The 16,387-nt window shown below is 72.3% G+C and carries 20 protein-coding genes; 9 read left to right on the forward strand and 11 right to left on the reverse strand.

Annotation, left to right across the window (positions count from 1 at the left end; all coding sequences use genetic code 11):
• Nucleotides 1-9 precede the first annotated feature (9 nt).
• The 4 genes from ACGFYQ_RS22300 to lnt all read left to right on the forward strand — a co-directional run bounded on the left by ACGFYQ_RS22300 (nucleotide 10) and on the right by lnt (nucleotide 3,322).
• Nucleotides 10-888, forward strand: a complete 879-nt coding sequence (locus ACGFYQ_RS22300) for an undecaprenyl-diphosphate phosphatase (RefSeq protein WP_393746465.1) — start codon at nucleotides 10-12, stop codon at nucleotides 886-888.
• Between the two features lie 127 nt (nucleotides 889-1,015).
• Nucleotides 1,016-1,192, forward strand: a complete 177-nt coding sequence (locus ACGFYQ_RS22305; protein ID WP_388555731.1) for a hypothetical protein — start codon at nucleotides 1,016-1,018, stop codon at nucleotides 1,190-1,192.
• Nucleotides 1,193-1,261: 69 nt separating this feature from the next.
• Nucleotides 1,262-1,729 carry a nuclear transport factor 2 family protein gene (locus tag ACGFYQ_RS22310; RefSeq protein ID WP_393746468.1) on the forward strand — a complete coding sequence of 156 codons (468 nt, stop codon included), beginning with the start codon at nucleotides 1,262-1,264 and terminating at the stop codon, nucleotides 1,727-1,729.
• A gap of 27 nt (nucleotides 1,730-1,756) precedes the next feature.
• Complete coding sequence (gene lnt, locus ACGFYQ_RS22315; protein ID WP_393746469.1) at nucleotides 1,757-3,322, forward strand: apolipoprotein N-acyltransferase; 1,566 nt, start codon at nucleotides 1,757-1,759, stop codon at nucleotides 3,320-3,322.
• On the opposite strand, the gene ACGFYQ_RS22320 is transcribed toward lnt, so the two are convergent.
• Nucleotides 3,267-4,172, reverse strand: coding sequence for a Gfo/Idh/MocA family protein (locus ACGFYQ_RS22320; protein WP_393746471.1), 906 nt, complete (start codon nucleotides 4,170-4,172; stop codon nucleotides 3,267-3,269). The two genes, lnt and ACGFYQ_RS22320, sit on opposite strands and share 56 nt — an antisense overlap.
• A gap of 108 nt (nucleotides 4,173-4,280) precedes the next feature.
• Between ACGFYQ_RS22320 and ACGFYQ_RS22325 the strand changes: the two genes are divergently transcribed.
• Together ACGFYQ_RS22325 and ACGFYQ_RS22330 are read left to right on the forward strand one after the other, a co-directional pair.
• Nucleotides 4,281-4,805 (forward strand): DinB family protein, encoded by a 525-nt coding sequence (locus ACGFYQ_RS22325; RefSeq protein ID WP_393746473.1) that lies wholly within the window; start codon nucleotides 4,281-4,283, stop codon nucleotides 4,803-4,805.
• A 79-nt stretch (nucleotides 4,806-4,884) separates the two neighbouring features.
• Nucleotides 4,885-5,421, forward strand: a complete 537-nt coding sequence (locus ACGFYQ_RS22330; RefSeq protein ID WP_393746475.1) for a hypothetical protein — start codon at nucleotides 4,885-4,887, stop codon at nucleotides 5,419-5,421.
• 46 nt (nucleotides 5,422-5,467) lie between these two features.
• Here the strand turns inward: ACGFYQ_RS22330 and ACGFYQ_RS22335 are convergent, their stop codons facing one another.
• The 8 genes from ACGFYQ_RS22335 to ACGFYQ_RS22370 all read right to left on the reverse strand — a co-directional run bounded on the left by ACGFYQ_RS22335 (nucleotide 5,468) and on the right by ACGFYQ_RS22370 (nucleotide 12,198).
• Entirely contained in the window at nucleotides 5,468-5,944 is a 477-nt protein-coding gene (locus ACGFYQ_RS22335) for a hypothetical protein (RefSeq protein ID WP_393746557.1), read from the reverse strand.
• 136 nt (nucleotides 5,945-6,080) lie between these two features.
• The gene (locus ACGFYQ_RS22340) at nucleotides 6,081-6,749 is read right to left on the reverse strand and encodes a uracil-DNA glycosylase (protein WP_393746559.1); all 669 of its coding nucleotides are present in this window, start codon (nucleotides 6,747-6,749) and stop codon (nucleotides 6,081-6,083) included.
• Between the two features lie 100 nt (nucleotides 6,750-6,849).
• Nucleotides 6,850-8,433, reverse strand: coding sequence for an ABC transporter substrate-binding protein (locus ACGFYQ_RS22345; RefSeq protein WP_393746478.1), 1,584 nt, complete (start codon nucleotides 8,431-8,433; stop codon nucleotides 6,850-6,852).
• 152 nt (nucleotides 8,434-8,585) lie between these two features.
• Complete coding sequence (locus ACGFYQ_RS22350; RefSeq protein WP_393746480.1) at nucleotides 8,586-9,356, reverse strand: SDR family oxidoreductase; 771 nt, start codon at nucleotides 9,354-9,356, stop codon at nucleotides 8,586-8,588.
• A 29-nt stretch (nucleotides 9,357-9,385) separates the two neighbouring features.
• Nucleotides 9,386-10,147 carry a 3-oxoacyl-ACP reductase FabG gene (fabG, locus tag ACGFYQ_RS22355; protein ID WP_266610951.1) on the reverse strand — a complete coding sequence of 254 codons (762 nt, stop codon included), beginning with the start codon at nucleotides 10,145-10,147 and terminating at the stop codon, nucleotides 9,386-9,388.
• Nucleotides 10,148-10,339: 192 nt separating this feature from the next.
• Entirely contained in the window at nucleotides 10,340-10,723 is a 384-nt protein-coding gene (locus ACGFYQ_RS22360; protein ID WP_393746483.1) for a DUF3037 domain-containing protein, read from the reverse strand.
• Nucleotides 10,720-11,565, reverse strand: a complete 846-nt coding sequence (locus tag ACGFYQ_RS22365) for a HipA family kinase (RefSeq protein ID WP_393746485.1) — start codon at nucleotides 11,563-11,565, stop codon at nucleotides 10,720-10,722. The genes ACGFYQ_RS22360 and ACGFYQ_RS22365 overlap by 4 nt, the downstream gene beginning before the upstream one ends.
• 18 nt (nucleotides 11,566-11,583) lie before the next feature.
• On the reverse strand, nucleotides 11,584-12,198 hold the full coding sequence (locus tag ACGFYQ_RS22370; protein ID WP_393746487.1) for a cysteine hydrolase: 615 nt from the start codon (nucleotides 12,196-12,198) through the stop codon (nucleotides 11,584-11,586).
• A 91-nt stretch (nucleotides 12,199-12,289) separates the two neighbouring features.
• Here ACGFYQ_RS22370 and ACGFYQ_RS22375 point away from each other — a divergent pair, with 91 nt between their 5' ends.
• Nucleotides 12,290-12,748, forward strand: coding sequence for a pyridoxamine 5'-phosphate oxidase family protein (locus tag ACGFYQ_RS22375; protein ID WP_393746561.1), 459 nt, complete (start codon nucleotides 12,290-12,292; stop codon nucleotides 12,746-12,748).
• 12 nt (nucleotides 12,749-12,760) lie between these two features.
• On the opposite strand, the gene ACGFYQ_RS22380 is transcribed toward ACGFYQ_RS22375, so the two are convergent.
• Complete coding sequence (locus ACGFYQ_RS22380; RefSeq protein WP_393746489.1) at nucleotides 12,761-13,660, reverse strand: LysR substrate-binding domain-containing protein; 900 nt, start codon at nucleotides 13,658-13,660, stop codon at nucleotides 12,761-12,763.
• 74 nt (nucleotides 13,661-13,734) lie between these two features.
• Between ACGFYQ_RS22380 and ACGFYQ_RS22385 the strand changes: the two genes are divergently transcribed.
• Together ACGFYQ_RS22385 and ACGFYQ_RS22390 are read left to right on the forward strand one after the other, a co-directional pair.
• Complete coding sequence (locus ACGFYQ_RS22385; RefSeq protein WP_393746491.1) at nucleotides 13,735-14,697, forward strand: DMT family transporter; 963 nt, start codon at nucleotides 13,735-13,737, stop codon at nucleotides 14,695-14,697.
• Between the two features lie 51 nt (nucleotides 14,698-14,748).
• Nucleotides 14,749-15,000, forward strand: a complete 252-nt coding sequence (locus tag ACGFYQ_RS22390; RefSeq protein ID WP_393746493.1) for a hypothetical protein — start codon at nucleotides 14,749-14,751, stop codon at nucleotides 14,998-15,000.
• Nucleotides 15,001-15,045: 45 nt separating this feature from the next.
• On the opposite strand, the gene ACGFYQ_RS22395 is transcribed toward ACGFYQ_RS22390, so the two are convergent.
• The gene (locus ACGFYQ_RS22395) at nucleotides 15,046-16,377 is read right to left on the reverse strand and encodes an aminotransferase class I/II-fold pyridoxal phosphate-dependent enzyme (protein WP_393746495.1); all 1,332 of its coding nucleotides are present in this window, start codon (nucleotides 16,375-16,377) and stop codon (nucleotides 15,046-15,048) included.
• Between the last annotated feature and the right edge of the window lie 10 nt (nucleotides 16,378-16,387).

Raw genomic sequence — 16,387 nt, forward strand, 5'->3', positions numbered from 1 at the left:
CACCCCGACATGAGCTGGTTCGAATCCCTAATCCTCGGTCTCGTCCAGGGGCTTACGGAGTTCCTCCCGATCTCCTCCAGCGCCCATCTGCGGCTGACCGCGGCGTTCGCCGGCTGGCACGATCCAGGAGCGGCCTTCACCGCCATCACGCAGATCGGCACCGAGGCGGCCGTACTGATCTACTTCCGCAAGGACATCGCGCGGATCGTCTCCACCTGGTTCCGCTCGCTGTACACGCGTGCGCTGCGTTCCGAGCAGGACGCCAAGATGGGCTGGCTGGTGATCGTCGGCTCGATCCCGATCGGCGTGCTCGGCCTCACTTTCAAGGACCAGATCGAGGGGCCGTTCCGCGATCTGCGGCTGACCGCCACCACCCTCATCGTGATGGGCATCGTGCTGGGCATCGCCGACCGGCTGGCCGCCCGCGACGAGGAGGGCGGCCGGCACCGCGCGATCCGCGAGCGCAAGACGCTCAGGGAGCTGGGCGTCAAGGACGGTCTGATCTTCGGTGTCTGCCAGGCGATGGCCCTGATCCCGGGCGTCTCCCGCTCCGGCGCGACGATCTCCGGCGGTCTGCTGCTGGGCTTCACCCGCGAGGCCGCCGCCCGCTACTCCTTCCTCCTCGCCATCCCGGCCGTCCTGGCCTCGGGCGCCTTCGAGATCAAGGACGTGGTCGAGGAACCGGGCCACATCTCCTGGGGGCCGACGATCTTCGCGACGGTCATCGCCTTCTTCGTGGGCTACGTCGTCATCGCCTGGTTCATGAAGTTCATCTCCACCAAGAGCTTCATGCCCTTCGTGATCTACCGGATCCTGCTGGGCGTCGTCCTGTTCGTCCTGGTCGGCATGGGTGTGCTGAGCCCGCACGCCGGCGAGTCCGGCGGCTAGGCCCCGTCCGGGGCACACCGCCAGATCACCGCTTCGCGTGAACCGGAGGCCGCTCGGGAACGTTCCCGGGCGGCCTCCGCGTCGTTGTCCCCGGAGAGACCTGAAGGCAAGAAGCAGGGGGTGTCCCATGGGTCGCGTGGTTCTGGAGCGTTTTCCGGCCGGAAGTCCGAGGGGAAGCTGGCCCGCCGAGGAGTACGCCGCGCAGCGGATGCGCGAGGGCGTGCCGGCCGAGGTGGTGATGGACCTGGACAGCGACGCGTTCCTCGTCGTGGTCCGGCAGCGGGAGGCGTATTCCGGTCACTGAGGGCCCGTACGAAGATCCGGTCGGCGCACGCCCCTTGGCCTCGCGCCCCGGCAGCCCCACACTGACCCGATGACGCAGCGTGTGGACCTCGCGACGGTAATGGACCGGCTGGCGATCGACGAGGTGGTCACGGGGTACGCGGTGGCCGTCGACGACGGCGACTGGGCGGCGTACCGCGCCCTGTTCACCGCGTCCGGGCGGGCCGACTACAGCTCGGCGGGCGGGATCGAGGGCCCGGCCGGGGAGGTCGCCGACTGGCTCGCGGAGACCATGAAGCTGTTCCCGGTGCGTCAGCACCTCATCGTGAACCGGCTGATCCGGCTGGAGGACCTGGGCGGTTCGCCCGGCGACAGCGCGGAGGTGCGGGCGGACTTCCTCAATCCGATGCGGCTCGAGGGCGGCGCGTTCGACGGCACCGTGACAGCGCCCAACTTCGTCGCCGCCGGGCGCTACTCCTTCGCCCTGGCCCGCACCCACGACGGCTGGCGGCTCACCCGCGTCACCGTGCACGAGAAGTGGCGGCACATCTCCGCCTGACTGCCACACTGGAAGCGGAGGCGCGCCATGGTCTCGATCCGTGCCCGTTCGTTCCCGCGGTGGCGTGCGCCGGCCGCCGTAGCCGCCGGAGCACTGCCCGCGCTCGCCTTCCCCGCGCCCGCGCTCTGGTGGTTCGCCTACGTCGCCCTCGTGCCCTGGATGCTGCTGCTGCGGTCGGCCCCCACCGGGCGGCGGGCCGCGCTGGAGGGCTGGCTCGGCGGCGCGGCCTTCATCGTCGCCGTCCACCACTGGCTGCTGCCGAGCCTGCACGTGTTCCTGGTGCCGGTGGCCGCGCTGCTGGGCCTGCTCTGGATCCCCTGGGCCCTGCTGGTGCGGGAGTTGCTCGGCGGGGTCCCCTCGGCGGGCCGTACGGGCGCCGCGCTGGTCCTCGTACCCGCCGGGTGGCTGCTGTCGGAGCTGGCGCGGTCCTGGCAGGGGCTGGGCGGGCCGTGGGGGCTGCTGGGGGCGAGCCAGTGGCAGGTGCCGCCCGCGCTGCGGCTGGCCTCGGTGGGCGGGGTGTGGCTGGTGAGCCTGCTGGTGGTGGCGGTGAACTGCGCGCTGGTACTGCTCGTCGCGGTGCCCGGGGCGCGGGTGCCGGCGGTGGCCGGGGTGACGGGGTGTGCGGTGCTGACGGGAATGGTGTGGCTGTGGGTACCACGCCCCGAGGTGTCGGGCAGGCTGCGCGTGGCCGTCGTACAGCCGGGCCTGGTGGCGGACGGTCCGGACAGCGCGGAGCGGCGGTTCGCCGCCGGGGAACGGCTCACCCGGGCCCTGTCCGGGCAGCCGGTCGACCTGGTGGTGTGGGGCGAGAGCAGCGTCGGCGGGGACCTGGCGGCCCGCCCGGACCTGGCCGCACGGCTGGCCTCGCTGTCCTCTCGGGTCGGGGCTCCGCTGCTGGTCAATGTGGACGCACGGGGGTCCGACAGTCCCGGGATCCGCAAGAGCGCCGTACTCATGGGCCCCGCAGGCCCCACCGGGGACCGGTACGACAAGATGCGGCTGGTCCCGTTCGGCGAGTACGTACCGGCCCGGACCCTGCTCGGCTGGGCCACCTCCGTCGGCAAGGCGGCCGGCGAGGACCGGGTGCCGGGAGACACCCCGGTGGTGATGAACCTGCCCGGGCGGCCGGACGGCCGGCCCGGCGTCCGCCTCGGCCCGCTGGTCTGCTTCGAGTCGGCCTTCCCCGACATGAGCCGGCGCCTGGCGCGCGACGGCGCCGCGCTCCTCGTCGCCCAGTCGGCGACCTCCAGCTTCCAGGACAGCTGGGCCCCGGCCCAGCACGCCTCGCTGGCCGCGCTGCGGGCGGCCGAGACCGGCCGCCCGATGGTGCACGCCACCCTCACCGGTGTCAGCGCGGTGCACGGCCCGTCCGGCGAGCGGATCGGCCCCGCCCTGCCCACCTCCGCGAGCACGGCGCAGGTGTACGAGGTCCCGCTCGCCCGGGGCACGACCCTCTACGTCCGCTTCGGGGACTGGGCGGTGGCGGCGGCCCTCGCCGCGCTGGCGGCCTACTGCGCGGCGGAGGGCTCCCGTGCGCTCAGGAGGCCTGCCGCAGAGCCGAGGCCACCACGCGCTCGCACAACTCGTGGGTGAGCAGCGCGTCCCGCGCGCTGAGCGTCCTGCCCGCCCCGACGGCCTGCAGGAAGGCGTCCACGGCCTGCTCGATGCCGCGCTGGCGGGCGACCGGCACCCAGTCCCCGCGGCGCCGCACGCTCGGCTGGCCCTTGTGGTCGATGACCTCCGCGAGGTTGACGACCTGCCGCTTGGTCTCCTGCCCGGAGACCTCCAGGATCTCCTCGGTGGAACCGGACAGCCGGTTCATGATGCCGAGCGCGGTGAATCCGTCGCCGGACATCTGCAGCACCACCTGGTGCATCAGCCCCTGGCGCACCACGGCCCGCACGTCGATGTGGTCGGCCTCGCCGGGCAGCAGGAAGCGCAGGGTGTCGACGACGTGGATGAAGTCGTCCAGCACGAGCGTGCGGGGGTCCTCGGGCAGCCCGACGCGGTTCTTCTGCATGACGATCAGTTCGCGCGGGTGGTCGGCGCACTGCGCGTAGCCGGGCGCGTAGCGGCGGTTGAAGCCGACGGCGAGCGAGACCCCGCGCTCCTCCGCCAGTTCCACGAGCCGCGCCGAGTCCGCGAGTTCGTACGCGAGCGGCTTGTCCACGTACGTCGGGACGCCGGCCTCCAGCAGCCGCCCGACGATCTCGGGGTGGGCGGCGGTCGAGGCGTGCACGAAGGCCGCGTCGAGCCCTTCGGCGAGCAGCGCGTCGAGGTCGGTGTGCCGGCGCCCGGCCGGGATGTGGTGCACCGCGCCGACCCGCTCCAGCGTGGCGGGGGTACGGGTCTGCAGGTGCAGCTCGACTCCCGGGCGGGTGGTGAGGACGGGCAGGTACGCCTTCTGCGCGATGTCGCCGAGTCCGATGCAGCCGACCTTCACCGGGAGCCTCCTGGTTCGTTCCTTGTGGGACTCCGGCAGCTTAAGTCCTGTGGTCGAGCAGGACTTAATCCCTGGTGGCGGGGGCCGCGTTCCCCGAGGATGTCCCCCATGACCACCAGTTCTGGATCACATCGCAATGAGCCCTCCACCACCGCCGACGAGCGCGGCATGCTGGACGGCTGGCTCGACTACCACCGCGCGACCCTCGCCTGGAAGTGCGAGGGGCTCCAGGACGAGCAGCTGCGCCGCAGCCCGCTCGCGCCCTCGGAACTGAGCCTGCTGGGCCTCGTACGGCACATGGCCGAGGTGGAGCGGTACTGGTTCCGGGAGATCATGCTCGGCGAGGACCTTCCCGAGCTGTACTGCACGAGCGAGGACCCGGACGGGGACTTCCACTTCACCGACGAGGACACCTGGGCCGAGGTGGAGCAGGTGTGGCAGACCGAGGTCGAGCTGGCGCGCCAGGCCGCCGCGGGCCGTTCGCTGGACCTGCTGTCGGAGGCCGATAGCCACCACCGGGGCGAGGTGTTCAGCCTGCGCTGGGTGTACACCCACATGATCGAGGAGTACGCGCGCCACAACGGCCACGCGGACCTGCTGCGCGAGCAGATAGACGGAGCCACCGGCGACTAGCGGTGTTCCGTCACCCGTGCGGGGTGAATATGGCTCGCGGGTTTTCGCAACGTGGTCCTCGCAGAGCAGAGTTGCGCGAGTGCATCCAACCCGAACCACGACGAAGCTGCTGCTCGGAGTCGCCTGTGCTGTCTCGGCCGTCTCCGGCTGTGTGAACGTGAGCCCCGCCCCCGGGCAGCCGGGGGCGGCGCCTCCCGCCGCGGGGCTGCCGCCGCACCACGAGCCGCGCGGCGGGCCGGGAGCCGCCCCGGTGGTCGTCCGGGCACCCGCCCTGGAGGCACTGGAGGCGGTTCCGCGGAAGCCGGCGCGGCCCACGGCCCCCGCCCCCGCCGCGCGGTCCGCCGAGCGCACCGCCCAGGGCGCCTCCGGCGGTCCCCTGGAGGCCGCGCCGCCGGTGCCCGACATCCCGGAGCCGCGCAGGCCCGCCGAACCGGTCGCGGGCCGTCAGGGCGGCGGCCGCCCGCACGGCCCGCGACCCGACGCCGCTGTGGAGCGTGAGCTGGTGCGGAAGCTGCCGGTACGGCCCGCCGACGTGTGCGCGCTGGGCCGCCGGCACGGGCGCTGGCATCCGGACAGCCCGGAGGCCCGCATCTGCGCGGGCGTCCAGGGGGACTGATCAGCTGACGGGAAGCGGACCTGTCCGCTCGCGGGCGCCGGCCGGATCACGGGGACTGCTCCGGGAACGGCCGGGGACCCCCGCCCGGTTCCGTCGCCAGCCGCCGCTCCAGCCGGGCGATGGCGGCCCGTACGCCGTTCCCGTACCCGTCGTCGGGCAGCGCGCCGGTGGCGGCGCGGGCCCGCGCCAGGTGGACCCGGGCCGCCTCCGGCCGCTGGAGCTTCACGTAGTCGGCGGCCAGGCTGAGGTGCAGGGACGGGTAGAACACCCGCATCGCCGGATGCGGCTCCCCCTGTGCGGGCGGCCCGTCGCGGAGCGCCTCGGCGGCGGTGAGGGCCCTCAGGTCCCAGGCCAGTTCGTCGGCGGGATCGTCCTGGGCGTCGGCCATGTAGTGGGCGAGCGTGCACCGGTGCAGGGAGTCGCCCTCCTCGCCGATCTCGGACCAGATCGCGCCGAGCCGGTTGCGGGCTTCCTCGCGGTCCCCGGCGTGCAGCAGGATGACCGCCTGGCCGATCCTGGTCATGACGGCGTCCTCCGACGCCTCCTGCTGCTGCTCCGTCACGGCGGCCTCCGGCTTGCTCTGCGCCAGACCTGCTCCGGTCTGATCGTCAAGAAGCTAGCCGGAGGTACCGGCATTGGCGCCGAGGCGCGGTGGGCCGTCAGCCGAGGTCCGGGATCCGCCAGTCGATCGGCTCATGGCCCTGGGCGGCGATGGCCTCGTTGATCTGCGTGAAGGGCCGGGAGCCGAAGAACTTCTTGGCCGACAGCGGGGAGGGGTGGGCGCCCTTGACGATGACGTGCCGCTCCTCGTCGATCAGCGGGATCTTCTTCTGGGCGTAGGCGCCCCACAGTACGAAGACGGCCGGGTCGGGGCGCTCGGACACGGAGCGGATCACCGCGTCGGTGAACTTCTCCCAGCCCTTGCCCTTGTGCGAGTTGGGCTCGGCCTCACGGACGGTGAGCACCGCGTTGAGCAGCAGCACGCCCTGGCTCGCCCACGGCATCAGGTACCCGTTGTCCGGGACGGGCAGGCCCAGCTCCTCCTTCATCTCCTTGTAGATGTTGCGGAGCGAGGGCGGGGTCTTGACCCCGGGCTGGACGGAGAAGCACAGGCCGTGGCCCTGCCCCGCGCCGTGGTACGGGTCCTGGCCGAGGACGAGCACCTTCACCCGGTCGAAGGGGGTGGCCTCCAGGGCCGCGAAGACCTGCTCGTGGGGCGGGTAGACCGGCCCGTTCGCCCGCTCCTTCTCGACGAACTCCGCGAGTTCCTTGAAGTAGGGCTGGTCCAGCTCCCCGCCGAGGACGGGGAGCCAGGACTCGGGCAGCATCTGGGTCACGGCGACAACCTCCGGTACAAGTTCAATTCAACTGCTCTGAACCTACCGGGGACCACTGACAACGCCTCAGCCGCCCGCTCCGGTGGAGCGGCTACCAGCTGGTCTTGCGGTAGAACTCCCACATCTGCATGACGGTCTGCGGGTCCAGCGCCCGCTCGGCGCCCGCGATGTCGTCGCGCGCGGCGACGTACAGCTTGCCCTGCCACAGGGGCAGCAGCCGGACGTCCTCGGAGAAGATCTGCTGCGCCCGCTCGAACTCGTGGACACCGGCCGAGCGGTCGCCCTCGCGGCGGGTCTTGGGCAGCAGGTCGGTCAGGATCTCGGCCGGCTCGTACGGGGTGCCGACCGCGTTCTCCTTGCCGACGAACGGCGCGATGAAGTTGTCCGGGTCCGGGAAGTCGGGGAACCAGCCGCGGCCGAAGACCGGGTACTCCTGGCCCTTGTAACCCTCCTGGAAGGCCTTCCAGGGCTGACTGCGCAGGGTGATCCTGAAGAGCCCGCTCTCGTCCAGCTGGCGCTTGAGCTCGGTGAACTCGTCGGCGGTGGAGGAGCCGTACCGGTCCGTGGTGTACCAGAAGGTCAGGTCGACCGGCGTGGGGATCCCGGCGTCCTTGAGGATCTTCTGGGCCTTCTTGACGTCCGCGTGGCCGTACTTGTCGTAGAAGGGCGTCTTGTGGCCGACGACGCCCTTGGGAACCATCGAGTACAGCGGCTCGGCGGTGCCCTGGTAGACCTTGGAGACGAGCACCCCGCGGTCGACGATCTGGGCGATGGCCTGGCGGACCGGGAGCTTGGCGACCACCGGGTCCTTCGGGTTGAAGACGAGGTAGCGGATCTCGGCGCCGACGTTCTCGACGACCTGGACGCCCGCCGAGTGCGACTCGGGGGTCTGCAGGTCCCTGACCTCCGGGGCCGACAGGCCTCGGTAGGTGGCGTCGATCTCCTTGGCCTTGAGGGAGGCGACCATCTTCGTGGAGTCCGCGAAGTAGCGGATGGTCACGCCGTTGTTACGGCGGTTGGCGAAGCCCGTGTAGCTCTCGTTGCGGCCGAGGACGGCCTCGGCGCCCTCCTTGTACGAGTCGAGCACGTACGGGCCGGAACCGGTGACCTTGCCGTCCTCGCGCACCTTGTCGGCCGGGTATTCCTTGGGCGCGACCAGCGAGGCGGCGGGCGAGCCGAGGACGAGGGGGAAGGTGGCGTCGGGGGTCGTCAGGTGGAAGACGACGGTCAGGGCGTCCGGGGTCTCGATCTTGTCGAGGCTGCCGAAGAGGTCCTTGGGGCCGACCTTGGACCCGATGGTCCGGATCCGGTCCAGGGAGTGCTTGACCGCCTTGGCGTCGAGCGGCTCCCCGTTGGAGAACTTCAGGCCCTTGCGCAGGGTGCACCGGTACGACTCGTTCGCCGCGTCCGTGAACTCGCAGCTCTGGGCGGCGTCCGGCTGGGGCTTGGTGGAGCCCGTGGGGAAGGCCAGCAGAGTCTGGTAGACGTTCCGGTACAGCTCCCAGGAGCCGTCCCATGCCGCCGCGGGATCGAGGGTGCTCGGTGCGCTCGTCGTACCGACGACGATCCTCTTCGCGTCGTCGGCGCTGTCATCCGAAAGCAGGCCGCAACCGGCGAGCAGGGATATGGACGCAAGGGCCGCAGTGATCTGCAGGCATCTGGTCCGGTTGAACACGTGCACGCTCCTCGATCAGCCAGGGGTGCGGCAGACCCTACCGCAGTGCCCCACAAATCCAATGGGTTGGTTTCGTGGGGCACTTGACCGGTTCCGTGCCTATTCGGTATGCATTTGCCTCCCTTTCAGAGGCAAATCCGTCCGATTATCGGTCAGTGCACACCGGCATTGAGGAACATCCCACCGTCGACGACGAGAGTTTGCCCCGTGATCCATTCCGCTTGTGCAGATGTAAGAAACGCGGCGGCCCCTCCGATGTCCTCCGGGGTCCCGAGCCGGCCGAGCGGGTAGGCGGCCGAGGCCTCCTGCTCCCGGCCCTCGTAGAGCGCCTGCGCGAACTTCGTCTTGACCACCGCGGGGGCGATCGCGTTGACCCGGACCCCGGGCGCCATCTCGTGGGCGAGCTGGAGCGTGAGGTTGATCATGGCGGCCTTGCTCATCCCGTACGCGCCGATGAACGGCGAGGCGGAGACGCCGGCGATGGAGGCGATGTTCACGATCGCCCCGCCGTTGTCCTTCTGCCAGGCGTGCCAGGTCCGCTGGGCGAAGCCGAGCGCCGAGATCACGTTCGTCTCGAAGACCTTGCGCGCGACCCCGAGGTCCAGGTCCGCGATCGGACCGAAGACCGGATTGGTGCCGGCGTTGTTGACCAGGAAGTCGACCCGGCCGAAGGCCTCCATGGTGCGCTCGACGGCGACGGCCTGGTGGGCCTCGTCGTGCGCCTTGCCCGCCACCCCGATCACCCGGTCGGCGCCGAGGCGCTCCACGGCCTCCTTGAGGGCCTCCTCGTTGCGCCCGGTGATGCAGACCCGGTCGCCGCGCGCGACCAGCGCCTCGGCGATGCCGTAGCCGATGCCCCGGCTCGCCCCGGTGATCAGCGCGACCTTGCCGCTGTCGATGCCGTGTTCCTTGATGTCCGTCATGGCCGTACGCCCTGCCTCTCGTGGACTCGTCAGTTGAGCGGGCCGCCGGCCACGTACATGACCTGGCCGGAGACGAAGCCGGCGGCCTCGCCCGTGAAGAAGGCGATGGCGTTGGCGATGTCGTCCGGGCGCCCGACGCGCTGGACGGGGATCTGCGTGGCGGCGGCCGCCTGGAAGTCCTCGAAGCCCATGCCGACGCGGGCGGCCGTCTGGGCGGTCATCTCGGTGACGATGAAGCCGGGGGCGACGGCGTTGGCGGTGACGCCGAACTTGCCGAGCTCGATGGCCAGGGTCTTGGTGAAGCCCTGCAGACCGGCCTTGGCGGCCGAGTAGTTGACCTGGCCGCGGTTGCCGAGCGCCGAGCTGCTGGAGAGGTTCACGATGCGGCCGAACTTGGCCTCGACCATGTACTTCTGACAGGCCTTCGACATCAGGAACGCGCCGCGCAGGTGGACGTTCATGACCGTGTCCCAGTCGGTCTCGCTCATCTTGAAGAGCAGGTTGTCGCGCAGCACGCCCGCGTTGTTGACCAGGATGGTCGGGGCGCCGAGCTCGCTCGCCACGCGCGCGACGGCCGCCTCCACCTGCGCGCCGTCGGAGACGTCGCAGCCGACCGCCAGGGCCTTGCCGCCGGCCGCCGTGATCGCCTCCACGGTGTCCTTGCAGGCCGCCTCGTCGAGGTCGAGTACGGCGACGGCCCGGCCCTCGGCGGCCAGGCGTACGGCGGTGGCCGCGCCGATGCCCCGGGCCGCCCCGGTCACGATCGCGACACGCTGCTCGGTGGTGGACATGCTGGATCTCCTCGCCCTTGAGAGACGGCCGCCCGGAGGTGAGCAACCGCTTAGTAGCTTCAGCTGAGGAGACGCTAGGAGCCATGGCACTCCGTGTCAACGGGGACGGATTCGGCCCCGCCGGCGTTCGGGGCCCGGGGCCCGGGGGCGGAGCCCCGCGGCGGCGCACCCGGACAACCGACGGGACCCCGGTCAGCGGACCAGCAGGTCCAGCAGCCGCTCCACCTCGGCGGCGGGATCGGCCGTCAGGCCGGTGTGCACCGGCCCCGGCTGCACCACCGTGCTCCGCGGCGCGATCAGCCACCGGAACCGCCGCCCCGCGTCGTCACCCGCGGCCTGGCCGGCGGCCTCGCCGCCCGTGCACACGCCCTCCACCCCGCGCAGCGCGGCCCGCACCCCGGCCACGTCGGCCCCGGGATCCAGCGCGAGGAGCTTCCCCTCGTCGAGATGGGTGCGCGCCGCCACGTACGAGCGCGCCCGGCAGTAGACGATCACGCCGGCGTTGAAGCACTCGCCGCGCTCCATCCGGGGCACCACACGCACCAGCGCGTACTCGAACACGTCCCGCTTGGTCACTCGCCGTCGCTCTTCTTCTTGGTCTTGTGGGGCCATTCCGTCAGGTGCTCGGTGAGCCAGCCCGGCGGCTTCTGCGGAGCCTTCGCCTCCGCCTCCATCGAGATCCTCTCGTGGATCGTGGCCGCGCGCGGCAGCAGCGCCTCCACATAGGCGCGGCGCAGCGCGTCGGTGGAGTCGAAGCCGGGCTCGTCGACCAGCCACTCGTCCGGCACGTCGGCAGCCACCTCGGTGAGCAGCTCCTCGGTGACCAGCGGTGCGAGTGCGGCAGCGGCGGCCGCGATGTCCGGTCCGACGGGGGCCAGTACGTGGTCGGAGGCGTTGTACGGCTTGGCGGCGGCAGCCTCGGCGGTGGGCCAGTTGTGGTGCCAGATCATGGTGGCGCCGTGGTCGATGAGCCACACGTCCCCGTGCCAGACCAGCATGTTCGGGTTGCGCCAGGACCGGTCGACGTTGTTGATCAGGGCGTCGAACCAGACCACGCGGCCCGCCTCGACCGGATCCACCTGGTAGGCGAGCGGGTCGAAGCCGATCGACCCGGGCAGGTAGTCCATGCCGAGGTTGAGCCCGCCGCTGGCCTTGAGCAGCTCCTGGACCTCCTGGTCGGGCTCGCCGAGCCCGATGACGGGGTCGAGCTGCATCTGCACCAGCCGCGGGACCCGCAGGCCCAGCCGCTGGGCGAGGCGCCCGCAGATGACTTCGGCGACCAGGGTCTTGCGGCCCTGGCCGGCTCCGGTGAATTTCATGACGTAGGTACCGAGATCGTCGGCCTCGACGATCCCCGGGAGCGAGCCGCCCTCACGCAGGGGCGTGACGTAACGGGTCGCGATCACTTCGGACAGCATCCGCCCAGGTTACGGCGGTCAGGACGCGGGAGCCCACTGCATAAGCAGCGCTTCGGCCGTGGTGATGGCGGCGACCAGCGAGAGGGAGTTGCGGATCACCTCGGCGGTGCAGGAGGCGGGCACCCCGGCGATGGCGTCGGCCGGGACCACGACCTGGTAGCCGAGGTTCACGGCGTCGAAGACGGTGTTCGGGATGGCGATGTTGGAGGAGACCCCGGTGACGACGAGGGTGCGGACGCCGAGGTTGCGCAGCAGGGCGTCCAGGTCGGTGCCGGCCATCGGGGAGAGCCCGTGCAGCCGGCGGACCACCAGGTCCTGCTCGGCCACGACGATGGGGGCCGCGACCTCCACCGCCCGGCTTCCCGAGAGCTGGCGCACGGGCAGCTTCCCGGCGGCGCGGAACAGCCGCGCGTTGGTGTTCGCCCCGCGCCCGTCCGGCCGCCGCTCGGCGACCGCGTGCAGCACCTGTACGCCGGCCCCGCGCGCGGCGTCGGCGAGCGCGGCCACCCGCCCGAGCATCCCGGAGTCCCGGGCCTCCTTCGCGAGCTCGGGCAGGGCGCTCTCCTCGCCGACGACGCCGTTCTGGCATTCGACGGTGAGCAGTGCGGTGGTGGCGGGATCGAGATCCGGCATGGCTCCCCCTGGCGTGACGGCCGTCGACCCCGCATGATTCCTGACACACAGTCAGATGTGAAGGGGCGCGGGACGGATGGACGAGACACGCGTGCACAGGACCCAGCGGCGAGGCCGCCGCATCATGATGAGCGACGAGGAGGTGGACGCCTTCCTGCGCGAGCAGCGGACCTGCCGGGTGGCCACGGTCTCCCCGGACGGACGCCCGCACGTGGGCGCCCTGTGGTTCGCCTGGGACGGCAGCTCGCTGTGGCTGTACTCGATCACGCGCAGCCGGCGCTGGTCCGACCTGCGCGAGGACCCGCGGATCTCGGTGGTCGTGGACTCCGGCGAGTCCTACGACGAGCTGCGCGGGGTGGAACTGTCCGGCAGCGCCGTCTTCGTGGGCGAGGCCCCGCGCACCGGCGAACCGTGCCCCGAACTGGCGGAGGCCGAGCGGATCTTCCCGGTCAAGAACTTCGGCATCGAGGAGATGCCGCACGACGGGCGGCACGCCTGGATCCGCCTGACCCCGGAGTCGGTCGTCTCGTGGGACTTCCGCAAGCTCTAGAGCCGAGGGGACTCAGAGCGCGGCGGCGGCCTGCCGCAGCGCCTCGACGGCGGCCCGGATGGAGGGGCGGCGGTCGGCGTCCGCGCGCCAGACGGCGTACACGTGGCGGCGTACGGAGTCGCAGACCGGCAGCAGCCGGACCCCGGGCGGCACCGGGCCGCGGCCCAGCTTCGGCGCCACGCAGACCCCGAGCCCGGCCTCCACGAAGGCCAGCTGGGTGTGGTGTTCCTCGGCGATGTGGGCGATGCGCGGCTCGATTCCCGTACCGCGGAGGGTGAAGACCAGCCACTCGTGGCAGAACTGGCCCTCGTTCCAGGAGATCCAGTCGTCGTCGGCGAACTCGGCGAGGGAGATCTCGGTCCGGTCGGCCAGCCGGTGGCCGGCCGGGACCGCGATGTCGACGGTGTCGTCCAGCAGGTGCGTCCGGGTGAGTTCGGCGGGCACCGGCATCCGCTTGTTGTGCCAGTCGATGGCCAGCGCCAGGTCGAGGTCCCCGCGCACGACGGCGGCCATGCTCTCCTCGGGCTCCTGCTCGCGCACCAGCGCCCGCAGTTCCGGATGGCCGTCGCGCAGGGCGGACAGGGCCTGCGGCAGCAGTCCGCGCATCGCGGTCGGGAAGGCCCCGATGCGCAACTCCCCGACGGCGCAGCCCCGCTGGGCCTCCACATCGGCCTGGGCGAGCTCCACCTGGGAGATGATCCGGGCCGCGTGATCGGCGAGCAGCCGCCCGGCGTCGGTGAGCCGGACCCCGCGCCCGTTCTTGGCCAGCAGGGGCTGGCCGACCTCCCGCTCCAGCTTGGCCATCTGCTGGGACACGGCGGAGGTGGTGACGTGGAGTCCGTCGGCCGCGCCGCTGACCGAGCCGTGGCGGGCGAGGGCGTCGAGGGTACGCAGGCGCTCCAGGTTCAACATGTAAGCGATGCTACGCCGTCACTCCTAGAAAATCTCGCTTGTCCTACGAAGTTGATACGAGCACAGTAAGCGTCATGAGCGCACCCACGGCCCCCCGCCCGACCCTCGCGGCCCCCTCTCCGTCCGCCACCACGACCACCCGGCGGGGCGTCCTCCTGGACTGGCGCGTCCGCTTCGCGATCCTCTCGGTCATCTGGGGCTTCAGCTTCCTGCTGATCAAGGTGGGCACGGAGGCGTACGCACCCTTCCAGGTGGCCATGGGCCGGGTCCTGTTCGGCGCGCTCGCCCTCCTCACCGTGCTGCTGGTCCGCCGCGAGCCGCTGCCTCGGGGGCTGCGCACCTGGGGCCACCTCGGCGTGGCGGCGCTCCTGCTCAACACCGCCCCGTTCTCCCTCTTCGCCTACGCGGAGCTGAGCATCCCCTCCAGCCTGGCCGGCATCTGCAACGCCACGTCCCCGCTGTGGGGGATGGCGCTGTCCCTGGTCGCCCTGTCCGAGGACCGCCCGACGCGCCGCCGCTTCGCGGGTCTGGGCCTGGGCTTCCTCGGCGTCCTCACGGTGCTCGGCGCCTGGCAGGGCTTCTCCGGGGTCGACGCCAAGGGCACCGCGTTCGCCCTGCTGGCCTCGCTCTGCTACCCCATCGGCTGGATCTACGTCCGCCGCACGCTGGCCGGGACCCCGGGCTCCCCGGTCGCCCTGACCGGCGCCCAGCTCCTGGTCTCCACCCTCCAGCTCGCCCTGGTCAGCGCCCTGTTCACGGCCGCCCCGACGTCCTTCCCCCTCTGGCCGACGCTGTCGGTGATCGCCCTGGGCGCCCTCGGCACGGGCATGGCGCTCCAGATGCAGTACGGCCTGGTCTCGGAGGTCGGCCCGACCACCGCCCAGATGGTCACGTACTTCATCCCGGTCATCGCCACCACGGCGGGCGTCCTGGTCCTCGGCGAACAGCTCCACTGGAACACTCCGGTCGGCGCCGCCATCGTCCTGGCGGGCGCCGCCCTCACCCAGACCCGCCCCGGGGCCCGGCGGCCCGCCTGACCCCTGGTACCGTCCCGGCGATCACCACACCGCCCGGGGCACCTCTTGAGCTTGGCCACAGTCCTTCTGACCGCCGGTCCCACCGCCCTCGTCGGCGGCGGCTGGGTCGCACTGGACATCCGCGGATCGGCCGCATGGCCGGCCCGCCGGGGCGAGGCCGACGCTGAACTACGCAGGCACTCCCAGGGTGACCTCGGCCCGGCGACGAGGACCGTTTCGGCCGGGGTCATCCGCCACCTGGCCACATTCATGGCCCTGGGCGGAGTCGCCTTCACCCTGGGTGGCCTCCTCGAACTCCCCTGACCCTCTGACCCTCTGGCCGCGGGCCCGGCTCCACCAGCCCGGCCGTCAGACGGAGCGGCCGCCCCCCGCCGGGCGGACCGCCGCGGCGACGGCGTCGGCCAGGGCCGGGACGTCGGCCGCCGCCAGCGGCGAGACCGTCAGCCGGACGCCCGGCCCCGACTCCACGCGGAACCGGGCGCCCGCGGTCACCGCCCAGCCCGCCGCCAGCAGCCTCGTCACCACGGCCGTCTCGTCGGCCACCGGCACCCACACGTTCATCCCGCTCCGCCCGTGCGCCGCCACCCCCCGCTCCCGCAGTGCGCCGACCAGCGCGTCCCGCCGTTCCCCGTACGAGCGGGCCACCGCGGCCCGGTCCACCGCGCCCGAGGTCCACAGTTCGACCACCGCGTACTGCAGCAGCCGGCTCACCCACCCGGGGCCCAGCCGCTGCCGCCCCCGCACCCGGTCCAGCGTCACCGCGTCCCCGGTCAGCACCGCCAGCCGCAGGTCCGGCCCGTACGCCTTCGCCGTGGACCGCACCAGCGCCCAGTGCCGGGTGATCCCGCCCAGCGGATGCAGCGGCAGGTCCACGATCCCGTGCCCGTGGTCGTCGTCGATCACCAGCACCCCCGAGTGGCCCGCGAGCAGCGCCCGCAGCTCCCCGGCCCGCGCCGCGCTCACAGCGGCCCCCGTCGGGTTCTGCGCCCGCGAGGTCACCACCAGCGCCCGCGCCCCGGCCTCCAGGGCCCGCGCCACCGCGTCGGTCCGCGGCCCCTCGTCGTCCACCGCCACCGGCAGCACCCGCAGGCCGAGCGCCGGCACCAGGTCCAGCACGCTCCCCCACCCCGGGTCCTCGACCGCGACCGCGTCACCCGCCCGCAGGTGGGCGGCGAGCACCCGCTCGATCCCGTCCAGCGCGCCCGAGGTCACCGCGACCGGCCCGGCCGGAACCCCGTCCGCGTCGAGGTCGGCCCGGGCCAGCCGCGCCAGCTGCGGAACGACCGGGTCCTGCCCGTAGAGGGTCGGCGCCTCCGCGTACCGCCGGGCCGCCGCCGCCAGCGCCCCGTCCAGCGGGGGGAGCAGCGACACGTCCGGATTGCCCGCCGTGATGTCCCGTACGCCCGCCGGCACCTCCATCCGCAGGGCGTCCCGGGGCGCGCTCGACGGGCGCGCCCGGACCCGGCTGCCGCGCCGCCCGTCGGTTTCGATGACCCCGCGCTCGCGCAGCGTCCGGTACGCGGCCGCCACGGTGTTGGGGTTCACCCCCAGCTCCGCGGCCAGCTCCCGCATCGGCGGCAGCAGCGCTCCAGGCGCGAGCGCGCCCTCCCCCACGCCCGCTTCGACGCTGGCCGCGATATCCGATGCGCGACGTCCTGTGATCCGATAGTCTCCTAGCACAAAGCACAGT

Origin of the sequence: Streptomyces sp. NPDC048258, assembly GCF_043201995.1 — a bacterium.
In the GTDB taxonomy this organism is placed as follows: Bacteria; Actinomycetota; Actinomycetes; order Streptomycetales; family Streptomycetaceae; genus Streptomyces.